This is a genomic window from Streptomyces oryzae (assembly GCF_017676365.1).
GTDB lineage: Bacteria > Actinomycetota > Actinomycetes > Streptomycetales > Streptomycetaceae > Streptomyces > Streptomyces oryzae.
Genome location: NZ_JADKMA010000016.1, coordinates 8,178 through 25,213, shown reverse-complemented (window position 1 = coordinate 25,213; position 17,036 = coordinate 8,178). Strand labels below are relative to the sequence as shown.

At 72.5% G+C, this 17,036-nt stretch carries 9 protein-coding genes; 2 read left to right on the top strand and 7 right to left on the bottom strand.

The annotated features are described in order from the left end of the window. Positions 1–232: 232 nt before the first annotated feature. Together ITI46_RS05295 and ITI46_RS05290 are read left to right on the top strand one after the other, a co-directional pair. On the top strand, positions 233–1,189 hold the full coding sequence (locus tag ITI46_RS05295; protein WP_209238207.1) for a DUF8832 domain-containing protein: 957 nt from the start codon (positions 233–235) through the stop codon (positions 1,187–1,189). 318 nt (positions 1,190–1,507) lie between these two features. Beyond that, positions 1,508–2,176: an O-methyltransferase gene (locus tag ITI46_RS05290; RefSeq protein ID WP_209238206.1), complete on the top strand. Its 669-nt coding sequence runs from the start codon at positions 1,508–1,510 to the stop codon at positions 2,174–2,176. Between the two features lie 118 nt (positions 2,177–2,294). Here the strand turns inward: ITI46_RS05290 and ITI46_RS05285 are convergent, their stop codons facing one another. The 7 genes from ITI46_RS05285 to ITI46_RS05255 form a co-directional block, all read right to left on the bottom strand. Further along, complete coding sequence (locus tag ITI46_RS05285) at positions 2,295–3,401, bottom strand: HAD-IIIC family phosphatase (protein WP_209238205.1); 1,107 nt, start codon at positions 3,399–3,401, stop codon at positions 2,295–2,297. A gap of 112 nt (positions 3,402–3,513) precedes the next feature. Next, positions 3,514–4,632, bottom strand: a complete 1,119-nt coding sequence (locus ITI46_RS05280) for an acyl-CoA dehydrogenase family protein (RefSeq protein WP_209238204.1) — start codon at positions 4,630–4,632, stop codon at positions 3,514–3,516. Beyond that, a complete protein-coding gene (locus ITI46_RS05275; protein ID WP_209238203.1) occupies positions 4,625–4,903 on the bottom strand; it encodes an acyl carrier protein in 279 nt (92 codons plus the stop codon). Before ITI46_RS05275 ends, ITI46_RS05280 begins: the two co-directional genes overlap by 8 nt. After that, positions 4,900–5,787 (bottom strand): 3-hydroxyacyl-CoA dehydrogenase family protein, encoded by an 888-nt coding sequence (locus tag ITI46_RS05270; protein WP_209238202.1) that lies wholly within the window; start codon positions 5,785–5,787, stop codon positions 4,900–4,902. Before ITI46_RS05270 ends, ITI46_RS05275 begins: the two co-directional genes overlap by 4 nt. Positions 5,788–5,815: 28 nt before the next feature. After that, the gene (locus ITI46_RS05265; protein ID WP_209238201.1) at positions 5,816–7,324 is read right to left on the bottom strand and encodes an acyltransferase domain-containing protein; all 1,509 of its coding nucleotides are present in this window, start codon (positions 7,322–7,324) and stop codon (positions 5,816–5,818) included. A gap of 58 nt (positions 7,325–7,382) precedes the next feature. Next, entirely contained in the window at positions 7,383–11,069 is a 3,687-nt protein-coding gene (gene fabD, locus ITI46_RS35395; RefSeq protein ID WP_307808065.1) for an ACP S-malonyltransferase, read from the bottom strand. After that, positions 11,066–17,011 (bottom strand): non-ribosomal peptide synthetase, encoded by a 5,946-nt coding sequence (locus tag ITI46_RS05255; protein ID WP_209238200.1) that lies wholly within the window; start codon positions 17,009–17,011, stop codon positions 11,066–11,068. Before ITI46_RS05255 ends, fabD begins: the two co-directional genes overlap by 4 nt. Between the last annotated feature and the right edge of the window lie 25 nt (positions 17,012–17,036).

Sequence of the window (17,036 nt, the reverse complement as noted above, 5' to 3'; positions counted from 1 at the left end):
GTAGCCCTCCGGGGCCCGGTCCAGGGGGAGCCGCCGCCATCACCGCCGCGCTGCTGCGGGCCGAAGCCGGCCGCTCCCCCAACGACAAGGCGCTGCGCGAACTCATCGGCGAGCTGTCCACGGTCAGAGCCGAGTGCTGTCCGCGCTTGACTTGATACCCCCTGGGGGTATTCTCTCCTTATCGGCCCGCCGGAGGCCGCGCGCAGGGGACTGCCAGGGACAGGGGACCGCCATGAACACCGCAGGAAAGATCGCCCTCTTCACCGCCGCGCTGGCCGCCGCCTTCTCGGGTACGTACGGCGTCGGCGCGGCAATCGACCCGATCTCCGCACCGGAGGCGAGCAATCACGGCGCGCATGAGGAGCACGGCTCGAAGGCGGCCGACGGCGGCGGGGAGGAGCCGCCCGGCGGGCTCGCGAGCGCCGAGCGCGGGTACCGCCTCGATCTGCGCACCCCGCGGCTGACCGCCGGCGAGCGGGAAAAGCTGCGCTTCGTGGTGCGCGACGAGAAGGGCGACGCGCTCACCTCGTACCAGAAGGAGCACACCAAGGAGCTGCACCTGATACTGGCCTCGCGCGACCTGGCCACATACCGCCATCTGCACCCGAAGCGCGACCACAGCGGCCAGTGGAGCATCAGCACCGAGCTGCCGCGCGGCGGTGACTACCGGCTCTTCGCCGATTTCGTCCCGCGCGGCGCCGCCGGCGGCCAGGGCCTCACCCTCGGCACCGACCTCGCCGTCTCCGGGAAGTACGAGCCCAAGGCGCTGCCCCGGCCCGCACGGACCGCCACCGTCGACGGATACCGCGTCGCGCTCGAAGGGGAGCTGAAGCCCGGCTCTGCGCAGGAGCTGAGGCTGAAGGTCTCGCGCGACGGCAAGTCCGTCACCGACCTCCAGCCCTACCTCGGCGCCTACGGGCACCTGGTCGCCCTGCGCGCCGGCGATCTGGGGTATGTGCACGTCCACCCCAACGGCGAACCCGGTGACGGCAAGACGAAGGCCGGGCCGGGCATCTCCTTCACCACCACCGTGCCGACCGAGGGCAGTTACCGCCTCTTCCTCGACTTCAAGCACGAGGGCAAGGTCCGCACCGCGGCTTTCACCGTGCGGGCGGGCGCGGCCGAGGGCGGGGAGGACGAGGAGGGCGGGGGCGCGCCGGATTCGCCGTCCACGGACCACAAGCACTGACTCCGCGCCCCCGCACCGTGTCCACGCCCGTCCCTGGAGGAGCGACCATGCAACCGCCCGCGTACCACGCCCTCCGCAGCGCCCTTGCGCACCCGCTCGTACGCACGGCAGCCGCCGCGGTCCTCCGCGCCATGGCCGCCCGCCTGGAGCAGTCCGCCACGTCCGCTTCCCGGCCACCCGCCCCGGCCGATACGCAGGCGACGTGCGCTCCACCGGGCAGTACCGCTGGCACCGCATGAGGGCGCGTGGGACAACTGCCGCTCTGCGTATACGCGTTGACCGGCGTGTTGCCCGGGCGGCTGGGGATACGTTGTGGGCATGGCCACTCAGATAGCTGCCACCGAGGAACTGCTCGCTTACGTCGAGGCCGTCTCCCCCGCTGAGGACGAGGTGCTGGGCGCGTTGCGGACGCTGACCGCCGAGTTGCCCGGAGGGACGGCGATGCAGGTGCCGGCCGCGGAAGCGCGGTTCCTGTCGCTGCTGATTCAGCTGACCGGTGCATCGACCGTGGTGGAGATCGGCACCTTCACCGGGTACAGCACCCTGTGCATGGCCCGGGCGCTTCCCGAAGGGGGGCACGTGATCACCTGCGACGTCAACAAGAAGTGGACGGACATAGCCGCCGAGTACTGGGAACGCGCCCAGGTCGCCGACCGGATCGATCTCAGGCTCGGGGACGCGCGGGAGACGCTGGCCGGGCTGCGGGAGGAGAGGGGCGCGGGAAGCGTCGACCTGGTGTTCATCGATGCCGACAAGAAGGGCTATCCCGCCTACTACGAAGCGTCACTGGAGCTCGTCAGGCCGGGCGGTCTGCTCGTGCTCGACAACACCCTGTTCTTCGGTCGGGTCGTCGATCCGGCAGCCGACGACCCGGACACCGTTGCCATCCGTCAGGTGAACGAGCTCGTCCGCTCCGACGAGCGGGTGGAGGCGTGCCTGCTGCCGGTCGCCGACGGCATGACCCTGGCACGGAAGAAGGCCGGCTGAGCCTGCCCGGGAGGGTGGTGCATTCCTGCGCACCCGGCACGGAGGCTGCGCTTGTCCGCCCGGCGCCCCTGGTGCGGGGCGGACAAGCGCAGCCGTGGGGGAGAGGGAAGGCCCGCCGTCAGGCTCCCGTGGTGGGCTGCGAGAGCACGCGGGCGGCCAGCTGGGGCGCGACCAGGCGCATCGTGCTCGGCGGATCGCGGTGCTCGGCGACCAGGTGGAGGCGCTCCACCCCCTCGGTGCCCGTGCCGGGCAGCGCACCGCGGCAGTCGCAGTCCTGGTCGTCGAAGCCGGCGAACCGGTAGGCGATCTCCATCATGCGGTTCCGGTCGGTGCGCCGGAAGTCGGCCAGCAGGTGGACACCGGCGGCGGCTGCCTCGCTCGCCAGCCAGTTCAGGATCGCCGTACCGACGCCGAAGGAGACCACCCGGCAGGAGGTGGCCAGCAGTTTCACATGCCAGGCCGTGGCGCCCTTCTCCAGCAGCAGGACGCCGATGGCGCCGTGGGTGCCGAAGCGGTCGGTGAGGGTGGCGACCAGCACCTCGTGGCCGTCGTCGGCGAGCAGGCCGCGCAGCGTCTCGTCCGAGTAGTGCACCCCGGTGGCGTTCATCTGGCTGGTGCGCAGGGTCAGTTCCTCCACCCGGCTCAGCTCGGTCTCGGTCGCGGGGAAGATCTCCAGCTCCAGGCCGAGCGACCGCAGGAACTCCTCGTCGGGCCCGGTGAACTCGGCGCGCTCGGCGTCGCGGCGGAAGTTCGCGCGGTACATCTCGCGCCGCTTGCCCGAGTCGACCGTCCTGGCGGCCGAGGTGAACTCGGGCAGTGCCGTCAGCGCGGTCGCCTGCTCGGCCGGATAGCAGCGGACCTGGGGCAGATGGAACTCCACCTCGGCGCGCTCGGCCGGCTGGTCGTCGATGAAGGCGATGGTGTGGTGGGCGAAGTTGAGTTGGTCGGCGATCGACCGCACGGAGTCCGACTTGGGGCCCCAGCCGATCTCGGCGAGGACGAAGTACTCCGCGACGCCCAGCTCCTCCAGCCGCGCCCAGGCGGGCTCGTGGTCGTTCTTGCTGGCCACCGCCTGAAGGATGCCCCGCGCGTCGAGCTCGACGATGACCGCCCGGATCTCCTCGGCGAGCCGCACCTCGCCGTCCTCCAGCAAGGTGCCCTGCCACAGTGTGTTGTCCAGATCCCAGACCAGGCACTTCACCGTGGTCGTGGCTTTTTCGCTCACCGTCCGGTGTCCTCTCGGTGGGTTGTCGAGGGGTTCGAGGGGTTGTCGGGTGGGGGTGTCGGGGGATGTCGTTGGCGTTGTCGGGGAGTGTCCGGGGTGCCGGGCAGCCGCGTCAGGCGTGGACGCTCAGCGCATGCTCGGCCAGCAGGAGCTCGCAGATCTCGTTGCTGCCCTCGATGATCTCCATCAGCTTGGCGTCCCGGTAAGCGCGCGCGACCGGGTGGCTCTCCTGGGCGCCGGCCGAGGCGAGCACCTGGACAGCGGTAGCTGCGCCCGCGGCGGCGTGCCGGGAACTGACGTATTTCGCCAGGACGGTCGCCGACACCACCTCCGGCGACCGGGTGTCCCAGCAGTGGCTGGCGTGCGCGCACACCCTGGTCGCCGTCTGCTCGGCCGCCAGCAGCTCCGCCACGTGCCGGGCGACGAGCTGATGCCCGGCCAGCGGCTTGCCGAACTGGGTCCGGGTGCGGGCGTGCCGGCTCACCGAGGCCAGAGCGCCGCGCAGGATTCCGGCGCAGCCCCAGGCCACCGACATCCGGCCGTACGCGAGCGCGGTGCTGACCAGCAGCTCGGTGGACTGCCCGGCGCCGCCGAGCACTTCGGCCGCCGGCACCCGCACCCCGTCCAGCCGGACGCGGGCGTGCCCCGCGGCACGGCAGCCCAGGGGTTCGGGCACCCGTTCCACCCTCACGCCCTCGGCGTGCGCCGGCACCACGACCGCTGCCGTGCCGTCGCCGTACCGGCCGAAGACGACGAGGTGTTCCGCGTAGCAGGCGGCGGTGATCCACACTTTCTCGCCGGTCACCACGACACGGTCGCCGTCCGGCTCGATCCGGGTGGCCATGGCGGACAGATCGCTGCCCGCACCGGGTTCGCTGAAGGCCACGGCAGCCTGCTCGCCACCTGCCAGCCGGGGAAGCAGCGCGGCGCGCTGCTTCCGGTCGCCGAGCCGCTGGACCGTCCACGCCGCCATGCCCTGGGACGTCATCAGGCTGCGCAGCGAGCTGCACCGGCTGCCGACGAAGGCGGTGAGCTCGCCGTTGTCCGCACTGCTCAGCCCCAGGCCGCCGTGGCGCTCGGGCACCTGCGCGCACATCAGCCCCCGCGCCCCGGCCTTGCGCACGATCTCCTCGGGGATGGTTCCGGCCCGGTCCCAGGAGTCGGCCGAGTCGCCGATCAGCTCGTCGGCGAAGGCGCGGAGCCGGTCGAGCTCGGTCACGGTCTCAGCCATGGCCGTCCTCGTCGGCGTCGCGCAGCCGCTGGACGAGGCCGGTCATGGAGCGGACCGTGCGCATGTTGTCCAGCCGCAGGTCGCTGCCGCCTATCTCGACGTCGAAGCTCTCCTCGAGGAAGACGACGAGCTCCATCGCGAACAGCGAGTTCACGCTGCCGGAGGCGAACACGTCGGTGTCCACCGCGAAGGAGATCTTGGTGCGCTCCTCGAGGAACCGGGTGATCCGCTCGGCGATGACGTCGGCGGTCGGTTCGGGCGTGGTGGTCATGACGCGTGTCCTCCGTAGTCGTAGAAGCCCCGGCCGGTCTTCCGGCCGAAGTGACCTGCCTGGACCTTGTCCAGCAGGAGTTGATCCGGTTTGCAGCCCTCGTCGCCCGTCCGCTCGTACAGGACCCGCAGCGAGTCGGCGAGGTTGTCCAGGCCGATCAGGTCGGCGGTGCGCAGCGGCCCGGTGCGGTGCCCGAGGCAGCCCTCGAAGAGCGCGTCCACCGTCTCGGGCGGCGCGGTGCCCTCACGGACCACCCGGATGGCGTCGTTGAGCATGGGGTGGAGCACCCTGCTGGTCACGAAGCCCGGGTTGTCGGCCACCACGAGCGCCGTGCGGCCGAGTTCGGCGAGGACGGAGGTGAGGGTGGCCTCGACGGCGTCGCCGGTGCGCTTGCCGCGGATCACCTCCACCGTGGGGATCAGACAGGGCGGGTTCATGAAGTGGGTGCCGATGAAATCCTCCGGCCTGGCCACCGCGTCCGCGAGCTCGTCGATCGGAATGGACGACGTGTTCGACACCACCGGAGTGCCGGGGGCGACCAGCGCGGAGACCTCGGCCAGTACGGCGGCCTTCACCTCGGCCAGCTCGGTCACGGCCTCGATCACCGCGGTCGCCGCCGCGCCCTCCTTGGCCGAGGTGGTGGTGGTCAGCTCACCCGGTGCGGTGCCCTCCGGCAGTGCGCCCATCAGCCGGGCCAGCTTCAGCTCGCGGCGGATCTGCCGGCGCGCCTGGCCGAGCTTCCCCTCGTCCACGTCGACGAGGGTGACCGGCAGCCCGGAACCGATGCCGAGCGTCGCGATGCCGACGCCCATCACCCCGGCTCCCAGCACCATCAGCCTGTGGGTTCGCTGTTCTTCCGACACCGCACCTCCACGGAGTGTCATGTTCTCGGTCATCACGGGCAGTTCCAGGTCATGAGCTGTTAGACCAGCTCAGCGCGGGCAGTACGACGCCGAGCGCGCCCGCGAGGTCCCCGCGGCCGACGGCCCGCCAGAACCAGGCGTCGTCGGCGGGCCCCGGCGGCGCCTTGCGTGGCGGCGGGGAGGACGCCCCGAGCGGCTGGGAGGGCAGCTCGATACGCGCGCCGTCAGCGCAGGCCGGCCGCCAGTCGAGGGGCACCCCGCGCACCTGCGCCTCGGCCAGCGAGGTGAGCATGCGCTGTGCGGTGCTCTCCCCCATCCGCAGCGAGCCGACCGCGGTGACCTCGGTGCCGGTGTCGGCAGCGATCTCCGCCACCGGGGCGGTGAGCAGGGGGTGCGACGACGGCTCGACGAAGGTGTCGAACCCGAGCCCGAGCAGGGTGCGCACGGCGCTGTCGAACTCCACGGGCCTGCGCAGGTTCTGGAACCAGTACTCGGCGTCCAGCCCGGCGCCGTCGAAGAGTCCGCCGGTCACCGTCGAGCAGAGCAGGGTGTCGGTGGAGCGGGGTGCGAGGCGGCCCACCGCGTCGAGGAGCGGGCCGTGGATGTCGTCCACCTGCGCCGAGTGCGAGGCGAAGTCGGAGACGATACGGGCCACCCTGACGCCCTCGTCCACGAGTTGGGCGAACAGCTCCTCGACGGCGTCGGGGGTGCCGGCGACGCTGGTGGTTGCGGGCCCGTTGACCGCCGCGACGGCCAGCCTGCCGCCCCAGCCGCCCAGCCGCTCGCGCAGCTGCCCGGCAGGCAGCGGCACGGACAGCATGGCGCCCTTGCCCGCCAGCGTCCCGGCGATGAGGCGGCTGCGGGAGGCCACCACACGCGCCGCGTCCGCCAGGGACAGCGCGCCCGCGACATGGGCCGCGGCCAGCTCGCCCTGCGAGTGCCCGAGCACCGCCGCGGGGCGTACCCCGAAGGACCGCCAGACCGCGGCGAGGGACACCGTGACCGTGAACAGCGCTGGCTGCACCACCTCGACGCGGTTCAGCGAGGCCGCGCCCCGCCGCCCGCGCACCACGTCCACCAGCGACCAGTCCACATACGGCTCGAACGCCTCCGCGCAGGCCAGCACGGTCTCCCTGAACGCCGCCGAGCTCTCCCACAGCCCGCCGCCCATTCCGCGCCACTGGCCGCCGGCGCCGGGGAAGACCATCACCACGCCCCCGGCCGGGCGCGCCGCACCACGCACGACGCCCTCGTGGTCGTCGCGCCCGGCCGCCAGCGCGTCGAGCCCGTCGAGCAGCCCTTCGCGGTCGGCGCCCACGACGACCGCGCGGTGCCCGGCGGCGGCACGGCCGGTCGTCAGGGTGTACCCGACGTCGTGCGGGCGCAGGTCGGGGTGAGCGCGCAGATGTGCGGCGAGCAGCCGCGCCTCGGCCCGCACCGCGCCCTCCGAGCGGCCGGACACGGGCCACGCCAGCGCACCGGTCAGCTCGGCCCGCTCCGGGGTGGACGCGATCGGGACACCGCCCGCCGCCGGGCTCTCGGGTACAGGTGACTGCACGAAACTCACTGGGTGAAACCTCCGGGAGAACTGAACGCCGCGCCAGGACCGCCGCCGGTCAGCGGACGAGACCGCGCCCTCGTTCGTCGAGCAACTTCGCGGCACCGCTGAGCAGTTGTTCGGTGATCGTATCGACGTTGCGGCGCTGCCAGGGCTCGAGCGCGGTACCTCGCACCCAGTCGTTGAAGGCGCCCATCGCGGGGCCGCACGGGATGTGGTAGTCCACCTTGCGGCCGGCGTCGCCGTCGCGGGCCAGGGCCAGCCCCTGGGTCAGATACGTACGGAAGACGGCGGCCATGTCCTGCTTGGGGCTGCCACTCTCCCCCACCTCGGCGAGCACGTCCGCGAACGGGCGGCGCAGATAGCGCTGTTCGATCTCGTCGCGGACCGCGGGGTCCAGGTCCTGGAAGCGGTCGTGCGCCCGCCACAGTTCGTGCAGTTTGGTCGCCTTGGCCGGGTAGAACAGGCCCTTGCGGACGACGGTGTTCTGCACCCCCATTTCGAACATCTCCGGCCAGGGCGCACTGTCGACGTCGTGCACGGACAGGCTCGCCAGGATGTCCTTGACCTGCGGGCTGGTGGCCGCTTCGACGGTGCACTGGTTGATCGAGCCCGTCAGCAGGAACTCGGCGCCCATGAACAGCGCGGCGGCGGCGGCCTCGGGGGTGCCGATACCGCCCGCAGCGCCCACGTGCACCCGTTCGGTACCGGTGACCAGCCGGTCGCGCAGCCGCAGGACCGACGGCAGCACAGTGGCCACGGTCGCCGGGCTGCTCAGCCATCCCGAGCCGGCCTCCACCACCACGTCCGTGGCCACCGGTGTGGCCCCCGCCCGGGCCGCCTCCTCGGCGCTGAGGTGACCGTGGTCGCGCAGGTGGCGCACCAGGTCGGCCGGAGCGGGCGTGAGCAGCTGCTCCGCCAGATCAGCACGGTTGACCTTCGCCAGCACCGAGCCGCCCTTGAGCCGGAACTTCACCAGCGCGGGGGTGATCTCCAGATGGCCGGACGCCTCGACGGCCCGCACTCCCAGGCGCAGATACAGATCCGCGAGGGCCAGCTCCGACTCCGGGTCCGACTGGCAGTAGGGAAGCGCGGCCCCGAACGGATTGTCCCGGCCCAGCTCCGCCACGACCTTGCCGAGCCCGGTCTCCACCTCGGCCAGGGTGAGGCCGCCCGCACCGTAGAACCCCATCCCCCCGGCCTTGGCCAGCCGGGACAGCAGTTCCAGCCCCGATACGCCGCCGTACATCGACCCGGCGAGGCACGCGTGCCGCAGGCCGTAGCGCTCCCGGAACGAGGCCGCGCCGATGTCGGGCAGCTCCGCGCCTCCCTCGTCCGCCGGTGCCGACCAGCCACCGGCACCGCCCGGTACGGCCGCGGGCCCGTCACTCGCGGAATGCGGCGCCGATGCCGTAGCCACCGGCCCGGAGTCCCGGGCCGGGCTCGCCGGTTCGGGGACGGGGGCCGCGATCACCGGCTCGAAGTCCCGGGCCGCGCCCGTCGATTCGGGAGCCGCCACCGCTCCCGCCGGGGCAGCAACCGGCACCCCACCCGCCGGGGCGGCAACCGCTGTCATGACCTGCGACCCGGACGCCGGGGCAGCCTGTGCCGGGGCGAGGGCCGAAGGCGCGCCCACCTGCTCAGTGGCCGGAGCCGCGACCACCGGCTCGGGGGACGGAGCCGCACCCACCGGCTCGGAAACCCGGGCCTGGACCGCAGGTTCGGGCGCCGACGCACCCGCCGAAGCGGCAACCGGCCCCAGGCCCACCGGCCCGGCGCCAGCAGCCACGCCCGCCCGCTCGGGCTCCGAAGGCGCACCCGCGTCCGATTCCGCCTGTTTCCTGATCTTGGCCACGAGGTTGCGGAGCACCCGGCCCGGGCCCAGTTCGGTGAACTCGAAGTCGCCGCGGTCCAGCAGATACCGCACGGAGTCGAGCCAGCGGACGGGGCTGTCCATCTGCCGGGTGAGGCGGTGCACCAGGCCCTCGGCGTCGTGCGGCCGGGCGTCGTAGTTGGCCAGGACCGGGATCCGGGGTTCGGCCAGCGGCAGTGTCCGCAGGAAGCGGCCGAACTCCTCGGCGGCCGGGGAGACGAACGGGGAGTGCAGCGCCCCGCCCACCCGCAGCCTGCCGTAACGGGCACCCGCCGCCTCGGCCGGCGGCTTGACGGCGTCCAGGCCGCTGTCGGTGCCGGCCAGCACGATCTGGTCGGCCGCGTTGATGTTGGCGATGTACACGTCGTCGATGCCCGCGATCATCGACTCGACGGTGGCCAGGTCGCAGCCGACGACGGCGGCCATCGAGCCGGTGGCGACCTGCCCCATCAGCTCTCCGCGGCGGGCGACGAGGCGCAGCCCCGTCTCGAAGTCGAAGACACCGGCGGCGAACAGGGCCGCGTACTCGCCCAGGCTGTGCCCGACGAGATAGTCGGGCTCGACGGGGTCCTCCGCCAGCCGGGCCAGATAGGACAGCGCGGAGACGGTGTAGAGGGCGGGCTGGGTGTACTCGGTCTGCCTGAGCCGTCCCTGCGGATTGTGCTCGCACAGCTCGCGGACGGAGTAGCCGAGAACGGCGTCGGCGGCGGCGACCTCGGCGGGGAACCGGTCGAACAGCTCGGCGCCCATGCCCTGGGACTGAGAGCCCTGGCCCGGGAAGCCGTAGACCTTCATGACCTTCATCGGAGCTCCTTCCGCCGACGGGGAAGAGGGGGAGGACGAGGAAGACGGGGAAGCCGGTGAAGACGCGGAAGCCGGTGAAGAGAGGGAAGACGCGGCCGTCGGCGCGGGTTCGGTCGCCGGGGCGGGCCGGAACGTCTCGCGTACCTTCTCCAGCAGCTGGCCGTCGTGCCCGAACATGCTCAGCAGCGGGTACGACCGGCCCCGTGCCGGCCCAAGCAGCGCGGCGGTCAGGTTGTGCAGGGTGCCGGAGGGGCCCAGGTCGAGGTAGCGGTGCGGGCCGGTCCGCTCCAGGCCCCGGACCGCGCGCTCGAACTCGATCGGCCCGGACACCACCTGCCAGTAGTGCTCCGGGGTCGGGTGGGCCACCCGCTCGCCGGTCGCGCACGAGACGAGCGGGATCCGCGGCCGGCGCAGCTGAAGGCCGTCGAGCAGTTCGCGGCAGGCCGTACGGCGGTCGTCCAGCAGCCGCGAGTGGAAGGCGTACTCGACCGCGACGCGCTGGCAGGGCACCTCCGCCTCGCGCAGCGCCGCTTCGGCCGCCATCAGCGCGTCCTCAGCGCCGGAGAGCACGAAGTGCTCGGGTCCGTTGCGGGCCGCCAGGTCGGTGTGGTCCCGCAGCACGGGCATCCGCTGGTGCAGCCCGGGGTCGGCGAGCACCGCGAGCATCCCGCCGGGCGGCAGTCCCTCCAGCGCCCTGGCCTGTGCGACGACAAGCCTCAGGCACTCGGGGACGGTGAGCACCCCGGAGACCGCCGCCGAGGTGAACTCGCCGAGGCTCGACCCGAGCAGCAGGTCGGGCACGATGCCGTCCGCGCGCAGCAGTTCGACCGCCGCCAGCTCGATCATCACGATCGCCGGGTGGGTGACCAGGGTGTCGACGAACGGTTCGCCCACCCGGCCCCCGCGGTAGAGCCGCGCCACCACCGACTGGCCCAGCAGCTCGGCGACCATGGTGTCGAGCCGCTCCAGCTCGGCCCGGAAGACGGGCTCCTGGTGGTAGAGCGTCTCGCCCATCCGGAAGTGCTGGGAGCCCTGTCCGGAGAACATGAAGACGGTCGGGGTGCTCACTGTTCACCCCCGGCCAGCGCGAGGATGTCCTTGACCACGAACTGTCCCTCCCGGAACCCGGACACCGGGCCTGCGGGTGCGGTGGCCCGGCGTGCGGCGGCCAGCAGCTCGCGCACCGGCCCGTCGCCCGCCTCGAGCAGGGCCCGCATGACCGCCGGGTAGGCGCCGAGGAGGAAGCCGATGGCCTCGTCCGTGAACAGGTCCCGGTAGTAGGACATGTGCACGGTCATGGTGCTGGTGGGGAAGACGTCGACCCGCAGCGGGAAGCCCATGCGGGAGACGTAATAGCCCGGGGGGAACCGCTCGGAGGTCTCGACGCCGACGTTCTGGAACACCAGGTAGCTCTCGCAGGGAAGCCGCCCAGGCGGCAGTTCGCCGTACGACAGTGCCTCGTCGAGCACCGTGTGCTCGTGAGCGCCGACCTCCGCGATCTCGGCCATGACCCGGCGCAGGAACCGTGGAACCGGCTCGTTCGATTCGACCTCGGTGCGCAGCGGCAGGATGTTGAGCGTGGGCCCCACCATCGCGTCGCTGCCCTCCAGGCCGGACGAGCGGCCGGTCATCAGCATCCCGTGCGCCACGTCGGCTCGCTCTCCGTCGCCGGTGAAGGCCGCGACGGTCAGCGCCCAGCCCGCCTGGAAGAGGGTGTTGAGCGTGACGCCCTGCTCCCGCACCAGCCGGCGCAGCCCGGCCGCCAGGTCGTCGGGGAGGCTGAGCCATTGCCTGCCGAAGCCGTCGCCGTCACCCACCCGATTGCCCGGGACGTTGCGGGCGAGCTGCACGGGCTCGCGCAGACCGGCCAGCGCCCGGCGCCAGTAGTCCGCCTCGGCCTGCCGGTCCCGCTTGCCGATCTCGGCGATGAAGTCGCGGAACCGCAGCCCGGTCTCGGGCCGCGGGGTGCGGCCCGCCATCAGGTCGGCGATCACGGCGTCGAACTGCTGGGCGATGACGTTGAACGACCAGCCGTCGAGGCACAGATAGCTGAGGCTGGCCACCATCAGGCAGTGGCTGTCGTCCACGTCGGCGACGAAGTAGCGCAGTCCCGCGGGCGCTGCCGGATCGACGCCGCGTTCCCGGTCGGCCGCCAGGTGACGTTCCAGCGCGGCGTCCTGCTCACTGGGCGAGTAGGCGCGCCAGTCGGCGAACTCGAACTCGACCGCCGGTTCGCGGTGCACGACCTGCACCGGCTCCTCGAGGCCCTCCCACACGAACGAGGTGCGCAGCACCTCATATGCGCGGGCCAGCTCGGTCGCCGCGGCGCGGAACACCTCCGGGTTCACCAGCCCGCGCGGCATGGCGGTGAGTCTGTGCACCTGGAAGGCGCCCGGGGCGGGGTTGGCGACCATGGTGCGCAGCGCCCAGAGCTGGAAAGGTGCCAGCGGATACACGTCTTCGACGCCGGGATCCGCGCGCAGCCGGGCGATGATGTCGCCGGTCACCTCCTCGCTCTCCCCGGCCCCGGCAGGGCCGTCCGTGGCCGAGGCGGCGGCGGCGAGTTCGCTCAGGGTGCCGTGCTGGAAGATCATCTGCGGGGTGAGTTCGATACCGCGCTTGCGGGCGGCCGTGACGACGCGAATGGTGTGGATCGAGTCGCCGCCCAACTGGAAGAAGTTGCTGCCGGTGCCGACCCGCCCGGTGCCGAGCACCTCTTCCCAGATCTCGGCGAGGGCGCGTTCGGTCTCCGTGACCGGTTCCGCCGCACCCTCGGTGCCGTCCGTGGGCTCGGGCAGCGCGGCCGGGAGGGCGGCCCGGTCGAGCTTGCCGTTGGCGTTGATCGGGAACCGGGTCAGCGGCACGAAGGACGAGGGCACCATGTAGTCGGGCAGCCGGTCCTTCAGGTGGGCACGCAGCTGCGGCATCAGCGCGGCGGCGGTGTTCGCGAACGCCGGGTCCGTCGAGGTGTCCTCGGCGCGTACGCTCTCGTCCACGCGGTCCGCGATCCACCGCTCGCGGGTGCCGGGGGTGGCGAGCAGCACCGTGTAGCGGCCGTCCGCGGCGCCCGGGGTCCAGGAGAGGGTGGCCGTACGGCCCAGCCGCCGCGCCAGCTGCCACCAGCGCTCCGGGTGCACGGCGTCGCCGTGCTGCGGGGCCGGCGTGGTCGGCAGTGCCGGCGCGGGTGCCCCGTCGTCCGCCCGGTCGAGCTCGGCCAGCGCCTGAACGACGTCGGCGAGGCGTGCGTTGGGCACACCGCGGACCACAACCGCCTCCGGGTCGCGGGTACGGATCAGGCTCTCGACCTCGTCCGGAGTGGTCTCACCCGCCGTCCAGTCGAGCGCGGTGCCCGGCACCCGCTGCTCGACCGGGGTGCCGGTGTGCAGTACGGCGTCGTAGCGGTAGCGGTTCATCTCGGTGTCGCGCTCGCCGCGCCGCAGCTGGGTCTCGACCCGGCTGATCCTGGTGTGTTCGCGGCGCAGCAGCTCGAAGAAGGCCGGGTCCAGCACGAGTTCGCGGTCGCGTGCTGCGGCGTGCCGGATCCGGCTCCGCGCCTGGGCCGCACTGGGTGCGGACTCGCCGCGGCGCAGCTCCACGTCGGCGTGGAAGGTGTCGAACACCTGGAGCGCGCGTACGTCGCCGATGAACACCGCGCCGCCGTCGGCGACGACCCGCAGGGCGCCGGCGATCACCTGGCGCAGATACTCCGGGTCGGGGAAGTACTGCACCACGGAGTTGATCACGACGGTGTCGAACTGTCCCGGCTCGAAGGCGCTGAAGTCGTGCGCGGGCAGCACGTGCAGCTGGACCCCGGACAGGTCGGGCCGCGGGGAGACCACCGTCTCGCGCAACTGCCGCACGGCGGTGGCGGACATGTCGGTGCCGTGATATTCGGCGCAGTGCGGGGCGATGCGGGACAGCAGCAGGCCGGTGCCGCAGCCGATCTCCAGCACCCGGCGGGGTCCAAGTTCCAGCACCCGGTCCACGGTGGCGCCCACCCACTCCCACATGTCCATCGGGGAGAGCGGTTCACCGGTGTAGCTGCTGTCCCAGCCCCGGATGTCGAAGTCGGGTTCGAGGGCGGGGCCTTCGCTGTAGACACGGTCGAAGACGCCGCGCCACTCCTCGCCCCGGCCTTCGTCCTGCTCCCCGGCCGCCCCGGTCGCCCCGGTCTCCGGGATGACGTAGGCGACGAGCCTGCTGCCGTCGTCCTCGGGCAGCACGAAGGCTTCGCGCACCTCGGGGTGCGCGGTCAAAGCCGCCGAGACCTCGCCCAGTTCGACACGGTGGCCGCGGACCTTGACCTGCTGATCGGCCCGGCCGAGATACTCCAGCTCTCCGGCGGGCAGCCAGCGCACCAGGTCGCCGGAGCGGTACTCGCGCCCGTCCGGGCCTTCGGCGAACCGCTCGGCGGTCAGCTCCGGCCGGTCCACATAGCCGTCCGCCACCCCGGCCCCGCCGACGTGCAGTTCGCCGCGCACCCCGATCGGGCTGAGCTCGCCGTAGCCGTCGAGCACCCGCACCGACAGGTCGGGCAGGGGGCGGCCGATCGGCGAGCCGGGCGACACCCTCTCCACATCGGCCCGGGTGATCTCCCGGTAGGTGACGTGCACCGTCGTCTCCGTGATGCCGTACATGTTGACCAGCCTGGGACGCTGATCGCCGTGCCGGTCGAACCAAGGACGCAGGCCGGCCACGTCCAGCGCCTCACCTCCGAAGATCACCAGACGCAGGGACAGCTCTCCCGGCGGCGCGGTCTCCTCGGCGGCCGTCAGGTGCCGGAAGGCCAGCGGGGTCTGGTTGAGCACGGTCACCCGCTCGGCGCGCAGCAGCTCCAGGAAGTCCTCCGGCGAGCGCGAGACGGCGTGCGGGACGATGACCAGGCGGCCACCGTGCGCCAGCGCGCCCCACAGTTCCCAGACCGAGAAGTCGAAGCAGAAGGAGTGGAACAGGGCCCAGGTGTCCTGCGGCCCGAACCCGAACCAGTGGTCGGTCGCCGCGAACAGCCGGGTGATGTTGGCGTGGCTGACCCGCACGCCCTTGGGCTTTCCGGTGGAGCCCGAGGTGTAGATGACGTACGCCGGGTCCTGCGGCCCGGCGCCGGGCAGCCGCCCGGGGGCGTCGGCGGGCGGATGGCCGTCGACGGTCACCACCGTGGGGCCGCCGTCCGCGAAGCGGCCGGCCAGGTGCCGCTGGGTGACGACGATCTCCGCCTTGCTGTCGCCGAGCAGATACTGGATCCGCTCGTCGGGGTAGGTGGGGTCGACCGGCACATAGGCGCCGCCCGCCTTGAGGATGCCCAGCACGCCGGAGACCAGCTCCGGTGACCGCTCGGTGGCCAGCGCCACCAGGGTGCCGCGCCCCACGCCCCGGGCCCGGAGGGCGTGGGCCAGCGCGTTGGACTGCTCATCGAGCTCGCGGTAGGTGAGGCCGGCGCCCTCGTGACGTACCGCCACCGCGTCCGGGGTGCGCCTGGCATGCTCGGCGAACAGCTCGTGGGCCAGCTCGGCGGGCACGGGGACGGTCTCGGAGCGCGGGCCCCACTCGTTCTCGATCCGCGCGCGCTCCTCCTCCGTCATGACGGGCAGCCGGGCGATGGTGGTGCTCGCGTCCCGCCCCACGGCCTCCAGCAGGGTGCGGTACGCGGCCAGCAGCCGGTCGATGGTCGCGTGGTCGAACACCGCCGAGTTGTACTCGACCTCCACCAGCAGATCGTCGTTCCGGTCCACGATGCTGATCCACAGGTCGAACTTGGAGGTGGCGTTGCGTACGCCGGAGATGCGCTCCACGGTCAGCCCGGCCGGGGAGCGCAGCGGCCGGGCCGGCAGGAAGTTGAAGCACACCTGGAACAGCGGGTTCTGGCTGAGATAGCGCTCGGGCCGCAGGTCCTCGACGATGGCCTCGAACGGCACCTCCTGGTGGCGCTGGGCGCCCGAGGCCCCTTCCTGCACCTCGGCCACCAGGTCGGCGAAGGTCTGCTCGCCGCTGACCTGGGTGCGGTGCACCAGGGTGTTGACGAAGAACCCGATCAGCGGCTCGACGTCGGTGTGGGTGCGGTTGGTGACCGGCGAGCCCACCGGGATGTCGCCCTGCCCGGTGTAGCGGTGCAGCAGCGCCTGGAGCGCCGCGAGCAGCACCGTGTACAGGCCGACGCCCTGTTCGCGGGCCAGCTCCTGGAGGGAGTCGCGCAGCGGGCCCGGGTAGACCAGCTCCGCGTCGCCCCCTTCGAAGGTCTGCACGGCGGGGCGCGGCCGGTCGAACGGCAACTCGAGGTGCTCGGTGACCCCGGCGAGCCGCTCCCGCCAGTAGGACAGCTGGTTCTCCAGCCGCTCCCCCGCCAGGTGCTCCCGCTGCCAGATGGCGAAGTCCGGGTACTGGATGGACAGTTCCTTGAACGGGGAGGGGCGTCCCGCGTCGAAGGCGTCGTAGAGGGTGAGCAGTTCCTCCCAGAACAGCCCCAGCGACCATCCGTCGACGACCACGTGGTGGGCGTTGAGGAAGACCACCCACCGCTCCTCGGCCAGCCGGAAGAGCACGACCCGCAGCAGCGGCCCCTCGGCCAGGTCGAACGGCTCCCTGGCCAGCTCGGCGATCCGGTCGTCCACCTGGTCGGGGGCCTGCCGCAGATCGTGGGTGACCACCGGCACGCTCATCGTCCCGGCCACCCGCTGCCACGGCTCGCCGTCCTCGCTGGGCAGCGTGGTGCGCAGCGCCTCGTGCCTGCGCACGATCTCGTCCACCGCGCGGCCGACGACGTCCGGGCGCAGCGGGCCGCTGATGGAGAAGGTCATCACCACGTTGTAGGCCGGGCTGCCGGGCACCATCTGGTCGAGGAACCACAGCCTGCGCTGTGCGAAGGACAGCGGCGGCCGCACGCCGGGGTCGCGGCGGGGGATGCCGCCGGCGGAGGCTCCCGACTGCCGCCTGCCGCGGGTCAGCTTGGCCAGCAGCGCCTGCTTCTGCGGCGACAGCCGATCGCTGCCCGTGCCGGCCTTCTCGTCCAATGACATGGGGAGTGCTCCTTCTGCCGAGTTC